This is a genomic window from Pacificitalea manganoxidans, assembly GCF_002504165.1.
Taxonomy (GTDB): domain Bacteria; phylum Pseudomonadota; class Alphaproteobacteria; order Rhodobacterales; family Rhodobacteraceae; genus Pacificitalea; species Pacificitalea manganoxidans.
The window spans coordinates 2,054,270-2,074,065 of record NZ_CP021404.1; the positions used below are offsets into that span (position 1 = coordinate 2,054,270).

18 protein-coding genes are annotated in these 19,796 nt (G+C 65.6%); 13 read left to right on the top strand and 5 right to left on the bottom strand.

The genetic code is table 11. The features are described from left to right. Nucleotides 1-54 precede the first annotated feature (54 nt). The 4 genes from CBW24_RS09380 (at nt 55) to CBW24_RS09395 (ending at nt 4,320) form a co-directional block, all read left to right on the top strand. Nucleotides 55-1,881, top strand: a complete 1,827-nt coding sequence (locus CBW24_RS09380) for an extracellular solute-binding protein (protein WP_097373431.1) — start codon at nt 55-57, stop codon at nt 1,879-1,881. 14 nt (nt 1,882-1,895) lie between these two features. Next, complete coding sequence (locus tag CBW24_RS09385; RefSeq protein WP_088661872.1) at nt 1,896-2,012, top strand: lipoprotein; 117 nt, start codon at nt 1,896-1,898, stop codon at nt 2,010-2,012. 316 nt (nt 2,013-2,328) lie between these two features. Continuing rightward, entirely contained in the window at nt 2,329-2,964 is a 636-nt protein-coding gene (locus tag CBW24_RS09390) for a DsbA family oxidoreductase (RefSeq protein ID WP_088661871.1), read from the top strand. A gap of 150 nt (nt 2,965-3,114) precedes the next feature. Beyond that, nucleotides 3,115-4,320 (top strand): multidrug effflux MFS transporter, encoded by a 1,206-nt coding sequence (locus CBW24_RS09395; RefSeq protein WP_097373432.1) that lies wholly within the window; start codon nt 3,115-3,117, stop codon nt 4,318-4,320. Nucleotides 4,321-4,807: 487 nt separating this feature from the next. Here CBW24_RS09395 and mfd read toward each other — a convergent pair whose 3' ends face one another. Then, entirely contained in the window at nt 4,808-8,272 is a 3,465-nt protein-coding gene (mfd, locus tag CBW24_RS09400) for a transcription-repair coupling factor (RefSeq protein ID WP_097373433.1), read from the bottom strand. A gap of 160 nt (nt 8,273-8,432) precedes the next feature. Further along, nucleotides 8,433-8,951, bottom strand: a complete 519-nt coding sequence (locus tag CBW24_RS09405) for a component of SufBCD complex (protein ID WP_088661868.1) — start codon at nt 8,949-8,951, stop codon at nt 8,433-8,435. Between the two features lie 235 nt (nt 8,952-9,186). On the opposite strand from CBW24_RS09405, the gene hemB reads away from it, so the two are divergent. The 7 genes from hemB to CBW24_RS09440 all read left to right on the top strand — a co-directional run bounded on the left by hemB (nt 9,187) and on the right by CBW24_RS09440 (nt 16,009). Next, nucleotides 9,187-10,188, top strand: a complete 1,002-nt coding sequence (hemB, locus tag CBW24_RS09410) for a porphobilinogen synthase (protein ID WP_088661867.1) — start codon at nt 9,187-9,189, stop codon at nt 10,186-10,188. A 224-nt stretch (nt 10,189-10,412) separates the two neighbouring features. Beyond that, on the top strand, nt 10,413-10,988 hold the full coding sequence (locus CBW24_RS09415) for a lipid-binding SYLF domain-containing protein (protein WP_232529660.1): 576 nt from the start codon (nt 10,413-10,415) through the stop codon (nt 10,986-10,988). A gap of 460 nt (nt 10,989-11,448) precedes the next feature. Further along, nucleotides 11,449-12,075 (top strand): ATP-dependent Clp protease proteolytic subunit, encoded by a 627-nt coding sequence (locus CBW24_RS09420; protein ID WP_088661866.1) that lies wholly within the window; start codon nt 11,449-11,451, stop codon nt 12,073-12,075. A gap of 212 nt (nt 12,076-12,287) precedes the next feature. After that, nucleotides 12,288-13,550, top strand: a complete 1,263-nt coding sequence (gene clpX / locus CBW24_RS09425; protein WP_088661865.1) for an ATP-dependent Clp protease ATP-binding subunit ClpX — start codon at nt 12,288-12,290, stop codon at nt 13,548-13,550. Between the two features lie 316 nt (nt 13,551-13,866). Continuing rightward, entirely contained in the window at nt 13,867-14,910 is a 1,044-nt protein-coding gene (locus CBW24_RS09430) for an aldo/keto reductase (RefSeq protein ID WP_088661864.1), read from the top strand. A gap of 5 nt (nt 14,911-14,915) precedes the next feature. Then, nucleotides 14,916-15,530 carry a hypothetical protein gene (locus CBW24_RS09435; protein WP_198405165.1) on the top strand — a complete coding sequence of 205 codons (615 nt, stop codon included), beginning with the start codon at nt 14,916-14,918 and terminating at the stop codon, nt 15,528-15,530. Then, the gene (locus CBW24_RS09440; protein ID WP_232529662.1) at nt 15,518-16,009 is read left to right on the top strand and encodes a lipocalin/fatty acid-binding family protein; all 492 of its coding nucleotides are present in this window, start codon (nt 15,518-15,520) and stop codon (nt 16,007-16,009) included. The genes CBW24_RS09435 and CBW24_RS09440 overlap by 13 nt, the downstream gene beginning before the upstream one ends. 9 nt (nt 16,010-16,018) lie before the next feature. Here the strand turns inward: CBW24_RS09440 and CBW24_RS09445 are convergent, their stop codons facing one another. Together CBW24_RS09445 and CBW24_RS09450 are read right to left on the bottom strand one after the other, a co-directional pair. Beyond that, nucleotides 16,019-16,789 (bottom strand): FG-GAP repeat domain-containing protein, encoded by a 771-nt coding sequence (locus CBW24_RS09445; protein WP_232529664.1) that lies wholly within the window; start codon nt 16,787-16,789, stop codon nt 16,019-16,021. Then, nucleotides 16,786-17,109, bottom strand: coding sequence for a 2Fe-2S iron-sulfur cluster-binding protein (locus tag CBW24_RS09450; protein ID WP_088661862.1), 324 nt, complete (start codon nt 17,107-17,109; stop codon nt 16,786-16,788). The genes CBW24_RS09445 and CBW24_RS09450 overlap by 4 nt, the downstream gene beginning before the upstream one ends. 281 nt (nt 17,110-17,390) lie before the next feature. On the opposite strand from CBW24_RS09450, the gene CBW24_RS09455 reads away from it, so the two are divergent. Further along, on the top strand, nt 17,391-18,236 hold the full coding sequence (locus CBW24_RS09455; protein WP_088661861.1) for an L-ornithine N(alpha)-acyltransferase: 846 nt from the start codon (nt 17,391-17,393) through the stop codon (nt 18,234-18,236). 3 nt (nt 18,237-18,239) lie between these two features. After that, nucleotides 18,240-19,061 (top strand): lyso-ornithine lipid O-acyltransferase, encoded by an 822-nt coding sequence (locus tag CBW24_RS09460; protein ID WP_097373435.1) that lies wholly within the window; start codon nt 18,240-18,242, stop codon nt 19,059-19,061. Here CBW24_RS09460 and CBW24_RS09465 read toward each other — a convergent pair. After that, on the bottom strand, nt 19,058-19,768 hold the full coding sequence (locus tag CBW24_RS09465; RefSeq protein WP_157773186.1) for a capsular polysaccharide synthesis protein: 711 nt from the start codon (nt 19,766-19,768) through the stop codon (nt 19,058-19,060). The genes CBW24_RS09460 and CBW24_RS09465 overlap by 4 nt on opposite strands. Between the last annotated feature and the right edge of the window lie 28 nt (nt 19,769-19,796).

The window sequence follows — 19,796 nt, forward strand, 5'->3', positions numbered from 1 at the left end:
CCGTCACTACGGTCGAGGCCAGACAAACAAGGGCAGGCAGGGATTATAACGCAGATGAGCCTCGATTTTTTCAAATGCCGCCGTGGTTGGCTGACGGGCGCGGCGACCGGGCTGGCGCTGAGCCTTGGCGGGGGATTCGCGTGGGCCGAGCCGCAGCATGGCATCGCCATGTATGGCGCGCCGGCCCTGCCCGCGGATTTCGACCACCTGCCTTATGTGAACCCGGATGCGCCCAAGGGCGGCACCTTCACCTTTGGCGAGATCGGCAGCTATGACAGCCTCAATCCGTTCATCCTGAAGGGCAGCGCGCCCTATGGCTGGCGGATGTATGGGTTCGAAAGCCTAATGGGCCGCAGCTGGGACGAGCCATTTACGCTCTACGGTCTGCTGGCCGAAACGGTCGACACCGCCGAAGATCGCTCATGGGTCGAATTCACCCTGCGCCCCGAGGCCCGGTTTTCCGATGGCAGCCCGGTCACCGTCGAGGATGTGATCTGGTCGTTCGAGACGCTCGGCACGCTGGGCCATCCCCGCTATCACGGCGGCTGGGCGGCGATTGAAACGGCGGAGCAGACGGGCGAGCGCACGGTGCGTTTTACCCTGTCGGAGCCCAACAACGAGATGCCGCTGATCCTCGGCCTGCGTCCGATTCTGAAGAAGGCAACCTATGCCGACCGCGCGTTCGACGCCTCCGGTCTGGTCGCGCCGGTGGGCTCCGGCCCCTATGTGATCGGCGATTACGAGCCCGGCCGCTATATGGAATTGGTGAAAGACCCCGATTGGTGGGGCGTCGATCTGCCCTTCAATCGCGGGCAGCATAATTTCAAGACGCTGCGCTACGAATGGTTCGGCGATGGCGATGTCGCGTTCGAGGCGTTCCGCGCGGGCGAGTTGTCCACCAACCGCGAGACGAACAAGGCCAAGCTCGCCAGCAGCTATGACTTCCCGGCGATGCGGTCGGGCGATGTGGTGGTCTCCGAAATTCCGCATGAGCGGCCCTCGGGGATTGCGGGCTTTGTCATGAACACCCGCCGCGCGCCCTTTGACGACTGGCGCGTGCGGCAGGCGATGATCGAGGCTTACAACTTCGAATACATCTCCCGCATCCTCAACAATTCCAGCGATCCGCGCATCACCTCCTATTATTCCAATTCGGTTCTGGCGATGGGCGATGGCCCCGCCGAGGGCCGGGTGGCGGACTACCTTTCGGCCTATGCGGATGACTTGCCCCCCGGCGCGATGGAAGGCTACGCCCTGCCCGTCTCGGACGGGTCCGAGGCCAACCGCCGTGGCACCCGCGCCGCCATGCGCAGCCTGCAGGATGCGGGCTGGACCGTGGAAAACGGCGTCATGACCTCGCCCGAGGGGGAGCCGCTGCGCTTTGAAATCCTGCTTAGTTCGGGCGCGACACAGATCGGCAATATCGCCGATATCTACGCCTCTGCCCTGCGCCGCATCGGCGCACAGGTCACGGTCACCAGCGCCGACAGCGCGCAATATACTGAACGCACGAATGCCTTCGATTTTGACATGGCGTGGTATGTGCGCTCGCTGTCCCTGAGCCCCGGCAACGAACAATATCTTTACTGGGGGGCCGAGGCCGCCGCGCAGGATGGCAGCCGCAACTGGATGGGTGTCGCCTCTCCGGCGGTGGATGGCCTGATCGGCGACATGTTGCAGGCCGATACGCAGGAAGATTTTCGCGCCGCCACCCGCGCGCTCGACCGAGTGCTGACAGCAGGGCGCTACGTCGTGCCGAACTGGTTCACGGAAGACTCCGTGCTGGTGCATCGCAAGGAACTGAAATACCCCGACACCATCCCGATGTATGGCGACTGGATCGGCTTCCAGCCGGACATCTGGTGGTGGAGCGAAGACTGAAGCGAGGAACGGACATGAAACGGATGCTGCTGTTGATCGGGGTCGCCCTGACCCTGACGGGATGCGCCACGGTCGAAGGTATCGGCATGGACATCTCCTCCGGCGCGCGCGCGGTCGAATCCGCGATCTGACGCCCCCGGAGCGATGGCATCGGCGCCTGCCCGGCCCGCAGATTCTGCAGGCGCCGGGTGGGCTGCGCGACGTGACATGAGCCCGCCGTGATGCGGGGCCTGCGCAGTGCCGTTGCGGCATGGCGTTTGGGCTGTCGCAGGGCCACGCGCGGCACATTCTCATCCGCGACACATACGATAGGCAGCATCAGCGCGGCCTGCGCGCAGCCAGAACACGCGTTCCGGCGCGTGGCTTTGCTGCGACCGGTCCTAAAGCGCACCGTTCACCCAGCTCTGCCCCGTTCCCTTCCTCCGACGCGTTTGCTATGGCTTGCCCATGATAAAGCTCGACATCTTCTCCGACCCCATCTGCCCTTGGTGCTATATCGGCTGGACCGCGCTGGCCCGCGCCATTGCCGAGGCGCCGGACAATCCCTTTGTCGTCGAATGGCACCCGTTTCAGCTCAATCCCACCATGCCGCGCGAGGGCATGGACCGGACCGAATATCTGGAGCACAAATTCGGTGGCCGTGAGGGCGCGGTGACCGCCTATGCCCCCATCGTCGAACGTGCCGAGGCCGAGAAGCTCGACATGAACCTCGGCGGCATTGCCCGCACGCCCAACACGCTCGATGCGCATCGGCTGATCCACTGGGCCGGGCTGGAGAACCGCCAGACCCAAGTCGTCGACGCGCTTTTCGCCGCCTATTTCACCGAAAACCGCGATATCGGCGATCCCGATACGCTGGCAGACGTGGCTGACGGGGCCGGGCTGGATGCGGCAATGGTGCGGCGGCTGTTGCAAGGCGATCAGGATGTCGAAGACATCCGCGCCCGCGACGCCCATGGGCGCGAACGCGGCTTGACCGGCGTGCCGACCTTTATCATCGCCAACACCCATGTCGTGCCGGGCGCGCAGCCGACCGACCTGTGGCTGAAGCTGATCGCCGAGATCAACGAACAGATCGCCTGACGGGCGCTGCTCCGGGTCGCCGCGCGCTGCAGTTTGCGGCAGCGCGCGGTTGCGATCTGTTCGTAAACGCACAATGCTATCTGCATTTCGCGGCAGGCTCTGGTCCCTGCCGTCATGGGAGGGTATCGGGTCGGGCAAAGGATATTGCCCATGCCCAGACGTCTCCCCGAAAAAGAATTCATCGCTCTCATGGCGATGCTCTTTGCTACCGTTGCCTTCTCGATCGACGCGATGCTGCCCGCGCTGCCCGTCATCGGCGCGGAGTTCAGCCCCGACGACCTCAACCGGGTGCAGTTCGTCATCACCATCTTCATGCTGGGCATGGGGCTCGGCACCTTCGTCACCGGACCGTTGGCGGATGCCTTCGGGCGGCGCCGGATCATCCTCTCCGGGCTTGTGATCTACGCGGCGGGCACGATCCTTGCCGCCACGGCAGTCTCTCTGGAAATGGTGCTGCTGGGCAGGTTCCTGCAGGGGCTTGGCGCCTCTGGCCCCCGCGTGGCCGGGCTTGCGATGGTGCGCGATCTCTATTCAGGCCGTCAGATGGCGCGGATCGTGTCCTTCGTCATGATGGTCTTTACGCTGCTGCCCGCCGCCGCGCCGTCGATTGGTGCAGGCATCATTGCCGTCGCGGGATGGCATGGCATCTTTGGCGCGTTTCTCGTCTTTGCGCTGTTTAATGCGGCGTGGCTCGGCTTCCGGCAGGAAGAAACCCTGCGCCCGGAGAATCGCCGCCCCCTGAGCCTGAGCCAGATCTGGGAAGCGATCCGCGAGATGGCCGCCAACCGCACCGTCGTCGTCGCCATCGCCGCGCAGGTTCTGGCGCTGTCGATGCTGATGATGACGCTCACCTCGGTGCAGCAGATTTTCGAGCAGTATTTCGGGCGCGGCGACACGTTCCCGCTGTGGTTCGGCGCCGTGGCGCTTTGTGCTGGCATGTCGTCGTTTTTCAACGCCCGTGTTGTGATGCGGGTCGGGATGCGCGTCATGATCCGGGGCATCTTGCTGGTGCAGACGGTGTTTTCCGCAGCGGTGCTGCTGGTCTTCGTGACCGGCTTTCTGCCGCCGGTGGCGGAGTTCGGCCTGTTTCTGGTCTGGCTGGTTTCGGTCGTCATGGTGATGGCGCTAGGCATGGGCAATCTCAATGCCGTCGCGATGGAGCCCGTGGGCCGCATCGCCGGCGTCGCCGCCTCGGTCATCAGCGCGATTGCCACGGTGGGCGGCGTCCTCATCGCGATCCCGGTGGGCCAGATGTTTGACGGCACCCCGGTCCCGCTTGCTACCGGCATCTTCTTGGCCGCTGCCGGGGCTTATGTGCTGGTCCGAACCCAACTGACCGGCGCCGACCCTGATTGAGGCACGCAGCAGCCTGTTCGGGCGAGCGCTGAACGGCGCTCGCTCAAAGATTTAGGTTCCGAATCTCAGGCGCAACGCGAGCCTGCCCGTGGGTTGGCGCACCAACGCCTGAACGGCGCGCTTTATCCCGGCCAAACCCCTCCCCGCTCAGAGGTCAGCATGAGGTGGCCAAGCGCCAGCCCACGGGACGGGCAGGCGCTCGCTCTCGCGCCCTGCGGGCTTGTCCGAGAGCGGATGTGCTCAAAGATTGAGGTTCCGAATTCCAAGCGCAACGCGAGCCTGCGCGGGGGATGGCGCACCGACGCCTGAACGGCGCGCTTTATACCCGCCAAACCCCTCCCCAATCAGAGGTCAGCATGAGGTGGCCAAGCGCCAGCCCGCCGAGACGGGCAGGCGCTCGCCCGCGCGCTTCGCTTGTTCGCGGGCGGCGGCGCTGAGTTCCAAGGATGCGACAGGCCGACCCGGCCCCCGCACCAACCCTAAACCCCTACCCGCGCACCTTCTCCGCCAGATCCCGGGCAATCGCAAAAGCGCCTTGGATCTTGTCGCGGGTTTTCTGCCAATCCCGGCGCACGACGATCTTGTTGTCGCGGATCTTGGCCAGACCGTCCTGCGCCTGCACGAATTCCACCAGCCCGGCGGGGTTGGCGAATTTGTCGTTGTGGAACTGGATCGTCGCGCCCTTGGGCCCACCATCCAGTTTGGCAATGCCCGCGCGTTTGCACATGGCCTTGATCCGGACGATCAGCAGCAGCGTGTTGACCTCCTTCGGGAGCGGGCCGAACCGGTCGATCAGTTCCGCGGCGAAACCTTCGAGTTCCACCTTCGTGGTCAGCCCGGACAGGCGGCGATAGAGCCCCAGACGCACGTCCAGATCGGGCACATAATCCTCCGGGATCAGCACCGGCACACCTAGGTTGATCTGCGGCGCCCATTGGCCGTCATCATCGGTAAGCCCCTCCATCTGACCGGACCGGATGCGGGAAATCGCCTCCTCCAGCATGGATTGGTAAAGCTCATACCCGACCTCGCGCACATGGCCGGATTGTTCCTCGCCCACCAGATTGCCCGCGCCGCGAATGTCGAGATCCTGACTGGCCAGCGTGAACCCGGCGCCGAGGCTGTCAAGCGTGCCCAGAACGCGCAGACGTTTCTCGGCGGCGGGCGTCAGCGGTGTGCGTGGTTTCGTCGTCATATAGGCATAGGCGCGGGTCTTGGACCGGCCCACCCGGCCCCGGATTTGATAGAGCTGCGCCAGACCGAACATATCCGCGCGATGCACGATCATCGTGTTGGCGGTCGGAATATCCAGCCCCGATTCCACGATCGTCGTCGCCAGCAGCACGTCATATTTGCCGTCGTAGAAGGCGTTCATCCGGTCGTCGAGCTCGGTCGCCGCCATCTGCCCGGTCGCGGTGACGAAGCTCACCTCCGGCACCTGTTCGCGCAGGAACTCCTCGATCTCCGGCAGATCGGAGATCCGCGGGACGACATAGAAGCTCTGCCCGCCGCGATAATGCTCGCGCAGCAGCGCCTCGCGCACTGTCACCGCATCGAACTCGCTGACATAGGTGCGGATCGCCAGCCGGTCGACGGGCGGGGTGCCGATGATCGACAGATCGCGCACACCGGTCAGTGACAGTTGCAGCGTGCGCGGGATCGGCGTCGCGGTCAGGGTCAGCACATGGATATCGGTGCGCATCTCCTTCAGGCGTTCCTTATGGGACACGCCGAAATGCTGCTCCTCGTCGATGATGAGCAGACCGAGATCCTGAAACTTCACCGATTTCGCCAAAAGCGCATGGGTGCCGATGACGATATCGACGGTGCCGTCGGTCAGCCCCTTGCGGGTCTCGGACGCCTGCTTGGCCGGGACAAAGCGCGACAGTTGCCGCACATTCACCGGAAAGCCGCGGAACCGCTCGGCGAAGCTGTTGAAATGCTGCCGCGCCAGCAGGGTCGTCGGCGCGATCACCGCCACCTGCCGTCCCGACATCGCCGCAAGGAAGGCCGCGCGCATCGCAACCTCGGTCTTGCCAAAGCCGACATCGCCGCAGATCAGCCGGTCCATCGGCGTGCCGCTTTCCATATCGGCCACCGTGTCGGCAATCGCTGCCAACTGATCGTCGGTTTCCTGATAGGGGAAGCGGGCCGAAAACTGTTCCCACAGATCGCCGGGCGGGTCCATCACCGGCGCCTTGCGCAGAGCCCGTTCCGCCGCGATGCGGATCAGCCGGTCGGCGACCTCGCGGATACGCGCCTTCATCCGGGCCTTTTTGGCCTGCCACGCGCCGCCGCCGAGCTTATCCAGCAGGCCTTCCTCATGGCCGAAGCGGCTGAGCAATTCGATATTCTCGACCGGCAGATACAGCCGCGCGCCTTCTGCATATTCCAGATGGATGCATTCATGCGGCGCGCCCATCGCGGCGATGGTCTCCAGCCCCATGTAACGCCCCACGCCGTGATCCACATGCACCACCAGATCACCGGGGGTCAGGCTTTGCGCTTCGGTCAGGAAATTCTCGGCGCGGCGTTTCTTTTTGGGGGCGCGGATCAGCCGGTCGCCCAGAACGTCCTGCTCGGAAATCACCGTCAGCCCGTCGCCGGTAAACCCGTGCTCCAGCGCCCAGACCGTCAGGAATACCCCGCCGTTGCCCTCCGGCACATCGCGGAAATCGCCAATCTCCGTGGTGCCGCCCAGATCCTCATCCTCCAGCAGCCCGCGCAGACGCTCCCGCGCGCCGTCGGAATAGGATGCGACAATCACCTGACTGTCGCGCTGGCTGCGTCGGATGTGATCGGCCAGCGCGCCGAACAGGCTGACCTTCTCCTGCTGCCGCTCGGGGGAGAAGTTCCGCCCGATCCGCCCGCCCGCATCAATGACACCGGGCCCGCTGCCATGCGGCAGGGCCGACAGCGACAGCACCCGGTGATCGGCCACCGCCGCATCCCACGCGCCCTCGTTCAGATACAGCAATTCCGGCGGCGCGGGTTTATAGACGCTGCTCATGCGGGATTTCGTCTTCAGCGCCTCGCGCCGGTTGTCATATTGGTCCGCGATGCCCTCCCACCGGGCGATGCGGGCAGGCTTGGTCTGATCGTCCAGCACCACCACCGCGTCGGGCAGATAGTCGAAAAGCGTCTCCAGCCGGGCATGGAAAAACGGCAGCCAATGCTCGATCCCGGCATGTTTGCGCCCCGCAGACACGGCCTCATAGAGCGGATCGTCGGTGCCCGCCGCGCCGAACTCGATCCGGTAGTTTTGCCGGAACCGGGTGATTGCCGCGTCGTCCAGAATGACCTCCGACACCGGCGCCAGTTCCACGATGTCGAGCTTCTCGGTCGTGCGCTGCGTCGCGGGATCAAAACGGCGCGCCCCGTCGAGCGTATCGCCGAACAGATCCAGCCGAACGGGGCCGGGATGGCCCGGCGGGAAAATGTCGATGATGCCGCCGCGCACCGCGTAATCGCCGGGCTCCAGCACGGTCGGCGCTTGGGTAAAGCCCATGCGCACAAGGAAAGTGCGCAGCGCCTCTTCGTCCACCCGGCGCCCCACCTGTGCGGTAAACGCCGCCTCGCGCAGCACCTCGCGCGCGGGCACCCGCTGCGTCGCTGCGTTCAGCGTGGTCAGCAGGATGAACCGCCCCGGCATCCCGTGGGTCAACGCGGCCAGCGTCGCCATCCGCCGGGCCGAGATATCGGGATTGGGCGACACCCGGTCATAGGGCAGGCAGTCCCAGCCGGGGAAATCGAGCACCACGGCATTCGGCACAAAGAATTCCAGCGCCGCGCGCATCGCCGCCAGCCGCTTGTCATCCCGCGCGACATGCACGACCGCGCCTGCGCCACGCTCCAGTTCGCGGGCGATGATCCGGGCGTCATGGCCTTCGGGGGCGCCGCCGACGGTGACGTGAGTTCTGGGCGGGGCGCTATGCGGGCGGGATGTGGTCATGGGAGTGCTGAGGTATCGGCGCCGGCGGTGGTGTCAAGCCCTGCCCGTCCCGCGCCGCCCTGCCGCCGCTTGGCGAACGCGGGGAATTCAGCGTGGGATGCGCGGCGCACAGCCGCCCATCGCCCACACAATCCCCAGCGCGTTCCTCTGGGCCACCGGCTCAGATTGCGCCAAAGTTCATGTTCTGCAACATGCCCCAAAACGCGGTGATGAAGATCGACACCATCCCGATCAGCTGCACGATCAACCGGTGCCGCCGCAGCCGCTGATACAGGTCCGCGCCATCGGTGCGCAGGATCGCCCGCGCGGTGCGCACCGACAGCCCCCCTACCATCGCCATCGGCACCACGATCAGGGCCAGCGCCTGCGCGAATTCGATCGCATACCAAAAGCCAAGGATCAGCAGCGAGGTCAGCACGAAATGGAAGATCGCGAAAATCCATAGCCCCGCCGTGTCCTGAATATACAAAAGCCGCGTGACATTGACCCGCACGATATCGTTGAGATCCTGCTCCGCCTGACCGCCATCACGCTGCGCGCGCGTCACCATGTCATAGGGCACGCCCAGCACCCGGTGCGAGGCCTGCGACCACACCACCGCCAGCCCGATCCAGTACCACAGGTTGGAAAACGATCTCAGGTCGATCAGTTCGAGAACGCGGCTGTACCAGTCGAGCATGTGGACCCTTGAAGCAGATTCGCATCAAGGTAATGGCGCGGCGGAGGATATGAAATGAGCCCCGGCGCCGCTGCGTGCAGGTGTGGCGCAACTGCCGCGACGCGGTGCCGCTGCGCCGGGCGGTTCTGCCGCGTCCTGCCGGGTTGAGATCGGCTGCGGTTGGGTGCATGTCTGGGCCATGTTTCTGGTATGCGCCGCCCGGCCCCGCCGGACGCCCCCACCAAGGAGAGCGCCGATGCGCCCGATCACCGCCCCCTTCCCCGCCGCGCGCCTGCGCCGCACCCGCACCACCGCCGCGATCCGGGCGCTGTCGCGGGAGAATGCGTTGACGGTGGACGACCTGATCTGGCCGCTATTCGTGCGCGACGGCAAAGGCGTGCTGGAGGATGTGACCTCCATGCCCGGTGTGCAGCGCCGCTCTGTCGACATGATCGTCGAAGCCGCGTCGGAGGCCGCGCAGCTGGGCATCCCTGCCGTCTGTCTCTTTCCCTATACCGATCCCGCGCTGAAAACCGAACTATGCGAGGAAGCTTGGAACCCCGACAACCTTGCCAATCGGGCCATCCGCGCGATCAAGGCCGAGGTGCCGGGACTGGCGGTCATGACCGACATCGCGCTCGACCCCTATAACGCCAACGGCCATGACGGCATTGTCCGTGACGGCGTCATCGTGAATGACGAAACCGTCGAAGCGCTGGTCAAGATGGCGCTGGCACAGGCGCAGGCGGGGGCCGACATCCTCGGGCCCTCGGATATGATGGACGGGCGCATCGGGGCCATGCGCACCGCGCTCGAGGCCGCAGGCCACCGCGATGTGGCGATCCTGAGCTATTCAGCGAAATACGCCTCTGGCTTCTACGGGCCGTTCCGCGATGCGGTCGGGGCGTCCGGCGCGCTCAAGGGCGACAAGAAGACCTATCAGATGGACCCGGCCAACAGCGACGAGGCCCTGCGCCTCATCGCCCGCGACCTGAGCGAAGGCGCGGATATGGTCATGGTCAAGCCGGGCCTGCCCTATCTCGACATCATCCACCGGGCCAAACAGACCTTTGGCGCGCCGACCTTCGCCTATCAGGTGTCGGGCGAATACGCGATGATCGAGGCCGCCGCGCAAAACGGCTGGATCGATGGCGAAGCGGTGATGGCCGAAAGCCTGATGGCCTTCAAACGCGCGGGCTGCGACGGGGTTCTGACCTATTTCGCCCCCCGCATTGCGCGCCGGTTGAAGGCCGGCTGAGCCCGGCTGATCGCGGGCGTAAACCCGCGCCCTGCCCACCATTTGTGCGCCCCGCGTGCCCCCCGCCTGCCGCCTGTTTCGGCGGGGATCTGCTGCGTGGCGGGGTTTGTGCCATTTAGGCCACAAGCATTGGTGACACACCGGCTTTCACGCCCTATAGATGGGGCGACCGGCCGGGACAGGGCGGCGAATGATTTTCAAGCGCGAAATTGCGGGGCAGTGCAATGAGCATGCAGACATCCTTTCTCAACAGACGACGCCTGATCGCAGGCATGGCTGCCGGGGGCGCGACGCTCCTTGCGGGCTGTGGCAATGGCGTGGGCAATCCCAACGCCACCACGATCGACCAGCGCGTTGATGCGACACAGAATTTCCTCTTCAACCGCTACCCCGGCACGCGCGACCTTGCGGCCAAGGCGGCGGGCATCCTCTTCATGCCGCTCATCACCAAGGCCGGGATCGGCATCGGCGGCAGCTACGGGCGCGGCGCGCTGCGCATCAATGGCGCGACGGTCGATTACTATTCGGCTACGCAGGCCACCATCGGGTTGCAGATCGGCGCCCAGCAATATGGCCACGCGCTGTTCTTCATGACGCAAGAAGCACTGCGCCAGTTCCGCACCTCCGCTGGCTGGTCCGTGGGGGCAGATGCCGAATATGCGCTCAACGATCAGGGCGGCAACCTGTCGGCCGAAACGCTGACCGCCCTCGACCCCGTCATCGCACTGGTCTTCGGCCAGTCCGGCCTGATCGTCGGCGCGACGCTCGAAGGCACGAAATACCAGCGCATCCTGCCCTAAGGCCGGGCGCACCGTGAGCCTGCCCGGGGGATGGCGCTGCGACGATTGAGCGGCGTGTTTTATCTCAGCCACATCCCTCCCCGCTCCGAGGTCAGCGCGAGGATGACAAAGCGCCAGCCCGTGGGGACGGGCAGGCGCTCGCCCGCGCGGCCTGCGACCTTGTTCGCGGGCGAGTGCGCCCTGTTCGTCAGGTCGCGAGACGCCGACCCACGCGCCACAGGCCACGCCGCCCCCACGTCACCCGAGCGGCCCCTTTTCCAGCCGCGCCTGCGCCCCCATCTTCCCCTTGACCGCCAGCACCCGACCCCGCGCGCGGGCCCTTCGCGTGACCCGCCAATGCCGCGCGCCCCTTGCAGCCCCTCTGGGCCGCATCTAAGACTCGTCACGACCGGGGGCGCATTGGCGTTGGCCCCTGAGGACCGCGCCCACCCGGCGCCCGGAATTTTGAGGCAGAGACCAGATGACAGATCCCATCGAAACCTACATGAACCTCGTCCCCATGGTGGTCGAACAGACCAGCCGCGGCGAACGGGCCTACGACATCTTCTCGCGCCTGCTCAAGGAACGGATCATTTTCGTCAACGGCCCCGTGCATGACGGCATGAGCCAGCTGGTTGTGGCGCAGCTTCTGCACCTCGAGGCCGAAAACCCGTCCAAAGAAATCTCGATGTATATCAACAGCCCCGGCGGCGTCGTGACCTCTGGCCTGTCGATCTATGACACGATGCAGTACATCAAGCCGAAGGTCTCGACCCTCGTGATCGGTCAGGCCGCGTCGATGGGGTCGCTCCTGCTGACGGCGGGCGAGAAAGGCATGCGTTACTCGCTGCCCAACAGCCGCATCATGGTGCACCAGCCCTCCGGCGGCTATCAGGGTCAGGCGACGGACATCATGATCCACGCCCAAGAAACCCAGAAGCTGAAAGACCGCCTGAACCAGATCTACGTCAAGCATACCGGCCAGAGCCTCAAGAAGGTCGAAGCCGCGCTGGAGCGGGACAATTTCATGTCCCCCGAAGAAGCCCGCGACTGGGGCCTTATCGACGAGATCGTCGAAAGCCGCGCCAAGATCGAAGGCGACAAGTGATCCAGCGCCCTGCCCCGGCCATGAATGCCGGGACAGGGCCGCACCTGCCCCCACGGGGCCTTGGGGATTTTCGGATTGTGCCTCCGGGGGGGCTGTCCTAGACTCAGGGCAACAGGGCAGAACACAACAGGGCAGCGGTGCTGCCGAACCGGGCGCGGATGAACCGCGAACCCCCTACAGCATGGGCCGGATGCGGCCCGCAGAGGATGACGATGGCAACGACTTCCGGTGGCGACAGCAAGAACACGCTTTACTGCTCCTTCTGCGGCAAGAGCCAGCACGAGGTGCGCAAGCTCATCGCCGGCCCGACGGTGTTCATCTGCGACGAATGCGTCGAGTTGTGCATGGACATCATCCGCGAGGAAACCAAAAGCTCCGGCCTCAAATCGACCGACGGCGTTCCCACGCCGAAGGAGATTTGCGAGGTGCTCGACGATTACGTCATCGGTCAGGGCCATGCGAAGCGGGTGCTCTCCGTCGCGGTGCATAACCATTACAAACGCCTCAACCATGCCGGTAAATCCGACATCGAACTGGCGAAATCGAACATTCTGCTGATCGGCCCCACCGGCTGCGGTAAAACGCTTCTGGCGCAGACGCTGGCGCGCATCATCGATGTGCCCTTCACCATGGCCGACGCGACGACGCTGACAGAGGCCGGCTATGTCGGCGAGGATGTCGAAAATATTATCCTGAAGCTCCTGCAAGCGTCGGAATATAACGTCGAGCGGGCGCAGCGCGGCATCGTCTATATCGACGAGGTCGACAAGATCACGCGCAAATCCGACAACCCGTCGATCACCCGCGACGTGTCCGGCGAAGGCGTGCAACAGGCCCTGCTGAAGATCATGGAAGGCACCGTGGCCTCCGTGCCGCCGCAGGGCGGGCGCAAACATCCGCAGCAGGAATTCCTGCAGGTGGACACGACCAACATCCTGTTTATCTGCGGCGGCGCCTTTGCCGGTCTGGAAAAGATCATCGCCCAGCGGGGCAAAGGCTCGGCCATCGGCTTTGGCGCCGATGTGAAAGACGCCGAAAGCCGTGGCATTGGCGAGGTGTTCACCCAGCTGGAGCCCGAGGATCTGCTGAAATTCGGCCTGATCCCGGAATTCGTTGGCCGCCTGCCCGTTCTGGCGACGCTGCAGGATCTCGACGAAGACGCGCTGGTCACCATTCTGACCCAGCCCAAGAACGCGCTGGTGAAACAGTATCAGCGCCTGTTCGAGCTTGAAGACGTGCAGCTGACCTTCACCGACGACGCGCTCCGCGCTCTGGCCCACCGCGCGATCGAGCGGAAGACCGGTGCCCGTGGCCTGCGCTCCATCATGGAGGATATCCTGCTCGACACCATGTTCGACCTGCCGGGTCTGGATCATGTCGAAGAAGTGGTCGTGAACGAGGAGGCCGTGACCTCCGAAGCCGCGCCGCTGCTGATCTACGCCGACCACAAAAAGGAAGGCGCCAGCGCTGGCTGAGCCGCATCAGACCGTCCGAGTTAGAAAGCCCCGCCGCGCGATCCGCCGGCGGGGTTTTTGATGGGCCCCTGCGGTCCGCAAAACCCGCGGATTATGCGGAGGATGTCTAGGGCACAAACCGACCCGCCACCGCATCATTGGCAAGCGCAACCGATATAAATACCTAACGTTTACATAGGTTAACGAGACATCCTTAATCTAAAACCCTAACTCACAGCATCCCTTCACCCTTCCGCGCAGGGCTTTCGCCTTGCCCTCGCCGCGCGCCGCACCATAGTGCGCTCGATCCGTCCCTCTACACTGCAAGGAGCGCCCCATGCGCCATATTCCCCTCGGCTCCTCCCAGATCACCGTTTCCGAATTCTGTCTGGGCTCCATGACCTGGGCCAGCCAGAACTCCGAGGCGGAGGCCCACGCGCAGATCGATTGCGCGCTCGATCACGGTATCAACTTCATCGACACCGCCGAGATGTATCCCTCCCCGCCCAAGAAAGAGACCGCCGGCAACACCGAAATCATGATCGGCAACTGGCTTGAGAAAACCGGCCGCCGCTCTGACATCGTGCTGGCGTCGAAAATCGTCGGTCCGAATGGCGGCATGGTGCGCGACGGCGCCGGTATCAGCGCCGAGACGCTGGATCTGGCCCTCGATGCCTCGCTGGAGCGGTTGAAGACCGATTATCTCGATCTCTACCAGCTGCATTGGCCCAATCGCGGCTCCTACCATTTCCGCCAGAACTGGTCCTATGACCCGTCCTCGCAGAACCGCGCGGAAACCGAAGCGCATATGGTCGAGGTGCTGGGCAAGCTCAAGGACCTGCGCGACGCAGGCAAGATCCGCGCCGTTGGCCTGTCCAACGAAACCGCATGGGGCACCGCCCAATGGCTACGCCTTGCCCGCGATATGGGCGCGCCGGAAATGCTCACTATCCAGAACGAATATTCGCTGCTCTGCCGGTTCTATGATCTCGATCTGGCCGAACTAGCGGTGAACGAAGGCGTGACGCTTCTCGCCTACACGCCCTTGGCCGGTGGGATGCTGTCGGGCAAATACGACGGCGGTCGCGCCACCCCCGAAGGCAGCCGCCGCGCCATCAACGAAACCATCGGCGGGCGCGTCACTGATCGGGTCTGGCCCGCCATCGACGCCTATCTGGACATCGCCCGCCGCCATGATCTCGACCCTTCGGAAATGGCCTTTGCGTGGACCCGCACCCGGCCCTTCCCAACGATCCCGATTTTTGGCTCCACCACCGTGGCCCATGTCGAAACCGCCGCGCGCGCGGCGGATCTGAAACTGTCGGATGAGGTGCTGGCGGAAATCGAAGCCGCCCATCGCGCCCATCCTATGCCGTTCTAAGATCCATGATGCGCCTGTCCCGGCCCCGCTCAGCCCCTGACACCCTGCGCGCGGAGGCGCCCGACGGGCGTTTTGGGCGCGGGCGCGCGATAGGCGCGCAGCCGGGCGGGCGCATCGCCAAAACAACCAGCGCCGGGATCGCGGCGCTGGTGCTGGCCTTCGGGCTTGCCGCTTGCGACAGCCTGCGCGGCGACGCGCCCCCGCCGCCTGCGGAGGACACCACCGCCGCCGCGCCCGAACCCAGCCCCGCCCCTGATGCCACGCCTGCGCCCGATGCGGACGCAGCACCCGAACCCGCCCCTTTGTCAGATCTGACGCCGCTGAGCGGCGAGGTGATCGCCCCCGCCGCCGTGCGCAGCACACGGCCCCCGGTGCCCGCCGCATTGACCGGCCCGCAGGCGTCCTGCCTTGGCGATGGCGGCATGTTCCAGCGCAGCGGCAACGGCACCTATCGCTGCATCCGCCCAACCCCGGATGCAGGCAAATCCTGTTCGGTTTCGACGGACTGCACGGATGTCTGTCTGGCGCGCTCGCGCAGCTGCACCCCCTTCGCGCCGGTGCCCGGCTGCGTCGAAGTGCTTGGTAAACTTGGCGAAAGGTCCACCCTGTGCCGCAATTGACCGCTCTGCGTCCACTCAACGCCCTTGCGCTTATGGCGCTGGCTGCCTGTGGGGCGCCGCCACCGCCGCAATCCGGGTTTCGGGCGGTCGACGCGCCGATTTCCTCCATCGCGGGGTTCTCGCGCAGCCAGTTGGTCGGGGATTGGGTGGAGGTCGCGCGCTACGGCAGCGGGCCGTGCACACTGTGCCGCATCAGCTTCGCCGCCGACGGCGCCCGCGCCACCCGTGCCGACGGCATTGCCGGGCCGGTGGCCGCGCTGGGGCCGGGGCGGATTTCTCTGCCGGGGATAGATGCGCCGGTCTGGGTGCTGTGGATCGACGGCGACGCGCGCACGCTGGTTCTGGGCACGCCGTCGGGCGCGTTCGGCACCGTGCTCAATCGCGCCGGGGCCGCGCTGCCCCCGGATCGGCTGACCGCCGCGCGGGAGATTTTCGATTTCGCGGGCTACGATCCGCAGGCCCTGCGCCTGTTGCCCTAGGCGCAGACCTCAGGACGGGTCACATGCCATCGCGCGGGCAAAATCGGCGCCGTCGCGATGCGGACCGATCAGGCGGCTGGTGATCGTGTCGCCGTCAAACCGGCTGGCTATGATCCCGGTCCAGTCCGCATTGGCCGTGATGATCTCTGCCACGCCCGCACAGTCACGGATGCCGCCCGCGATGTCGGTTTCACCGATGCGGTGATTGGTCAGCCCTCCGGCCCGCGCTACTTGGCGCAGTGCGCCGTCGCTGTAGCGCCAGATCACCAATTCCTTTGCCAGATGCGGACGATCAACCAACGCGATGTCCACCGCGCCGTCGCCATCCAGATCCGCCGCGCCCGCAATCGCCAGCCAGCGGAATGCCTGCCCGATATGCGGCGTCGCGGTCAGGCGCCCGTCAGCCCCCCACACCGCCAGCCGCGCGCCCCGGCGCAGATGGCTTTCGGCGACGATGACCTCGGGATGGCCGTCGCCGTCCAGATCGGCCAGACGCGGCGCGGTATCCTCGAATACGAGCGTTTCAGGCAGACGGAACAGGCGCGGCCCGGCGGTGGTTTCCAGCCGCAGCGCGCCCCATTCCTCGTCATCGCCCAGCACCCCGTGGGGATAGCGGGCGGTCGGCTCCACATAGCGGGCGGAGAGGATGCGCGGGGCAGCATCCGTGTCCGAGCCCTGCGCCTGCGCGCCCGGTCCCGTCACGGTCAACGTCAACGTCACGGTCAACGCGGCAGTCAGCGCCAGAAACGCCCCTGCCCGCCGCCCCGCCGCGCGGCTCAAGCCTGCTTTTCCGGCATCTGCACGATCAACCCGTCCAGCGCATCGGACACTTTCAGCTGACAGGTCAGGCGCGACTGGCCCGGCTTCGGATCATGGGCGAAAAACAGCATGTCCTCTTCCATGCTGTCGGCCTCGGGCAGCTTTTCGGCCCAGTCGGGATGGACATAGACATGGCAGGTGGAACAGGCGCAGGCGCCGCCGCAATCGGCCTCGATGCCCGGAATGCCGTTGTCGCGCGCACCCTCCATGACGGTCAGCCCGTTGGCCACCTCCACCACATGTTCGGTGCCGTTATGTTCGATATAGGTGATCTTCGCCATGATCTGCCTTCCGCCTGTCTGTGGGTCGCGCCCGGTTTTCTGGGTCGCGCCTGTCTGTGGGTCCGCATCCTGTTACGTCATAGCGTCAAGGAACGGAAGAGCGCCCCGTGCGGCGGCACGCCCCATCGACAGAACTTGTGCAAATGCGCGCCGTTGCGTAGAAGGCGGGCCAGACCGGCATGCCGCGTCCGCGCCCCGCGGGCGCCCGCGCCGCCGGAGCCGTGGCCGGAGATCGACCCCATGACCTTGTCTCATGACCTGTGCCCCATGACTTGCCGCCCATGACATTGAGCCGTCCCACAGGGCCCGCCGACCCGCGCGACCCCGGCCTGTCCGCGCCCAGTTCCGCCCCGGCGTTTCAGCTGCGGCTGGCGCGCGACGCGCAGGATCTGAAAGCCGCGCAGCGCCTCCGCTACGAGGTGTTCGTCGCCGAGTTGGGCGGCGATGGCCCGATGGTCGATCACGACGCGCGGCTGGAAACCGACCGGTTCGATCCGTTCTACGACCATCTGCTGCTGATCGACCCCGCCCGCGATCCCGACACGCTGTCGCATGTGGTGGGCGTCTACCGGCTGCTGCGCGGTGACCGGGCCGAGGCCGTGGGCCAATTCTATTCCGACGACGAATATGATCTGAGCCTGCTGCGCGCGGGCGGACGGCCCCTGCTGGAACTGGGGCGCTCCTGCCTGCACCCGGCCTATCGCGGCGGCTCGGCCATGTATCACCTGTGGAACGGGCTTGCCGAATATGTCGCCGATCATGGCATCGAAATCCTGTTCGGCACCGCGTCCTTTCACGGCACCGATATCGCGGCGCTGGCCCAGCCGCTCAGCCACCTGCACCACGCCCACCTCGCCCCGCCTGATATGCGGGTGCGCCCACATCCGCATGTGTTTCAGCGCATGGATCTGCTGCCGCCCGACCAGATCGATCGCAAGGCCGCGATGCTGGCCACGCCCGCGCTGATCAAGGGGTATCTGCGCATGGGCGGCTATGTCGGCGACGGGGCCTTTGTCGACCACGCGTTCAACACCACCGATGTCTGTCTGGTCATGGACACCACTCGTATGAACAACCGCCAGCGCGATCTCTACACCCGCGAGCGCAGCCGCGCGGGACGGGGCTAACCGATGGCCGCCGCTTGGCAATCGCAGGATGCGCCTGTGCGCACGGACCCGATCGGCCCGCTGGGATGGGCGCTGGTGGTGCTGCGCGGGGCGATCCTCGGTGTCGTGACCTTCGGGTGTCTGGGCCTGCTGCTGCTGGTCCGGCTGGTGGAGCGCCCCCTGTGCGGCGTGAACCGCCCCGTGACCCCCCACATCACGCAGTTCGTCTGCCGCGCGGCGTTCCGCATCCTTGGCATCCGTCACAGCGTGCGCGGCACCCCCATGCGCGAAGGCGGCGCGGTCGTCGCCAATCACGCAAGCTGGCTCGATATTTTCGCACTCAACGCGCCCCAGCGGATCTATTTCGTGTCCAAGGATGAGGTTCGCGACTGGCCCGGCATCGGCTGGCTTGCCCGCGCCACCGGCACCGTCTTTATCGCCCGCAAATCGCGCGAGGCCGGGGTGCAGGCCCGCTTATTCGAAACCCGCATGGCCGCAGGTCACCGGCTGCTGTTCTTCCCCGAAGGCACCAGCACGGATGGCCGCCGCGTCCTGCCGTTCAAGACCAGCCTGTTTCAGGCCTTCATGACCGAGCCTCTGCGCGCCGAACTGCACGTCCAGCCCGTCACCGTGATCTACCACGCCCCCGAAGGCGCCGATCCCCGTTTCTACGGCTGGTGGGGCGACATGGATTTCGGCAGCCACCTGCTCAAGGTGCTGGCCCGCCCGCGTCAGGGCGCCGTCGAAATCGTCTTCCACCCCCCTGTGGAAGCGCGCGATTTCAACGACCGCAAAGCCCTGGCCCGCCATTGCGAAACCCGCGTCCGGGGGGCGTTCCCGGTCTAGGCGCTGAGCGCAGGAGGCGCGCCGCTATCGGGCCCGGACCCGTCGCGAGCCCCCTGCGCCAACAGGGTTTGCAGGTCGGGCACTTCGATCCGCTTTTTCCATGTCAGCTTGTGCAGCGGCACCCCGGTCAGATCGGGCCGGGCTGGCTCGTCACCCTCCGCCCGCGCCACCAGATAGCGCTGTGCGCGATGCAGCGGCACGGCGCCAATACGCGGCATGTGCTGCAACAACCGCCGGAAACTTGCGGAAAACATCAGGTATTCAAAGACATAGTGATAGGCGAAATAGGGCGGCTTGCGGATGTCGGCCAGAACATGCGCGCGATAGCCCGCCTCCAGCCGGCGCAGCGCCTCATGGCCCGGAAGCGACGCCAGAAACCATGTGGAGATGATCCGATCCGGGTGCGGATTGGAAAACACGAACAGCCCCGCTGGCATCATCAACGGCAACCAGTCATTGAGGGGTCGCGCGCAGAACGTCGTGGCATCCGCCCAGACCCCGCCCCGCGCCAAAAGCAGCCGCATCCGCAGCAGGTTCGATCGCCGCCGGATCAACATACCCGCCGGCAGATCGCTCATATCGACCAGCGCCTCGGCGCTGTCGCCATCCAAAACCACAATCTCCCAACCGGGGTTCTGCGACCGCCACGACGCGATGCATTCGCGCACCAGATCGGGGGCAGCCGCTTCGCCTTGTTGCCAATACATCCAAACACGACGCGGCAGGCGGGAAAAG

Excerpts from the sequence above, each read along its gene's own strand:
- CBW24_RS09380 (WP_097373431.1), top strand. The coding sequence starts at position 55 with ATGAGCCTCGATTTTTTCAAATGCCGCCGTGGTTGGCTGACGGGCGCG.
- CBW24_RS09385 (WP_088661872.1), top strand. The coding sequence starts at position 1,896 with ATGAAACGGATGCTGCTGTTGATCGGGGTCGCCCTGACCCTGACGGGA.
- CBW24_RS09390 (WP_088661871.1), top strand. The coding sequence starts at position 2,329 with ATGATAAAGCTCGACATCTTCTCCGACCCCATCTGCCCTTGGTGCTAT.
- CBW24_RS09395 (WP_097373432.1), top strand. The coding sequence starts at position 3,115 with ATGCCCAGACGTCTCCCCGAAAAAGAATTCATCGCTCTCATGGCGATG.
- mfd (WP_097373433.1), bottom strand. The coding sequence starts at position 8,272 with ATGACCACATCCCGCCCGCATAGCGCCCCGCCCAGAACTCACGTCACC.
- CBW24_RS09405 (WP_088661868.1), bottom strand. The coding sequence starts at position 8,951 with ATGCTCGACTGGTACAGCCGCGTTCTCGAACTGATCGACCTGAGATCG.
- hemB (WP_088661867.1), top strand. The coding sequence starts at position 9,187 with ATGCGCCCGATCACCGCCCCCTTCCCCGCCGCGCGCCTGCGCCGCACC.
- CBW24_RS09415 (WP_232529660.1), top strand. The coding sequence starts at position 10,413 with ATGAGCATGCAGACATCCTTTCTCAACAGACGACGCCTGATCGCAGGC.
- CBW24_RS09420 (WP_088661866.1), top strand. The coding sequence starts at position 11,449 with ATGACAGATCCCATCGAAACCTACATGAACCTCGTCCCCATGGTGGTC.
- clpX (WP_088661865.1), top strand. The coding sequence starts at position 12,288 with ATGGCAACGACTTCCGGTGGCGACAGCAAGAACACGCTTTACTGCTCC.
- CBW24_RS09430 (WP_088661864.1), top strand. The coding sequence starts at position 13,867 with ATGCGCCATATTCCCCTCGGCTCCTCCCAGATCACCGTTTCCGAATTC.
- CBW24_RS09435 (WP_198405165.1), top strand. The coding sequence starts at position 14,916 with ATGATGCGCCTGTCCCGGCCCCGCTCAGCCCCTGACACCCTGCGCGCG.
- CBW24_RS09450 (WP_088661862.1), bottom strand. The coding sequence starts at position 17,109 with ATGGCGAAGATCACCTATATCGAACATAACGGCACCGAACATGTGGTG.
- CBW24_RS09455 (WP_088661861.1), top strand. The coding sequence starts at position 17,391 with ATGACATTGAGCCGTCCCACAGGGCCCGCCGACCCGCGCGACCCCGGC.
- CBW24_RS09460 (WP_097373435.1), top strand. The coding sequence starts at position 18,240 with ATGGCCGCCGCTTGGCAATCGCAGGATGCGCCTGTGCGCACGGACCCG.
- CBW24_RS09465 (WP_157773186.1), bottom strand. The coding sequence starts at position 19,768 with ATGTATTGGCAACAAGGCGAAGCGGCTGCCCCCGATCTGGTGCGCGAA.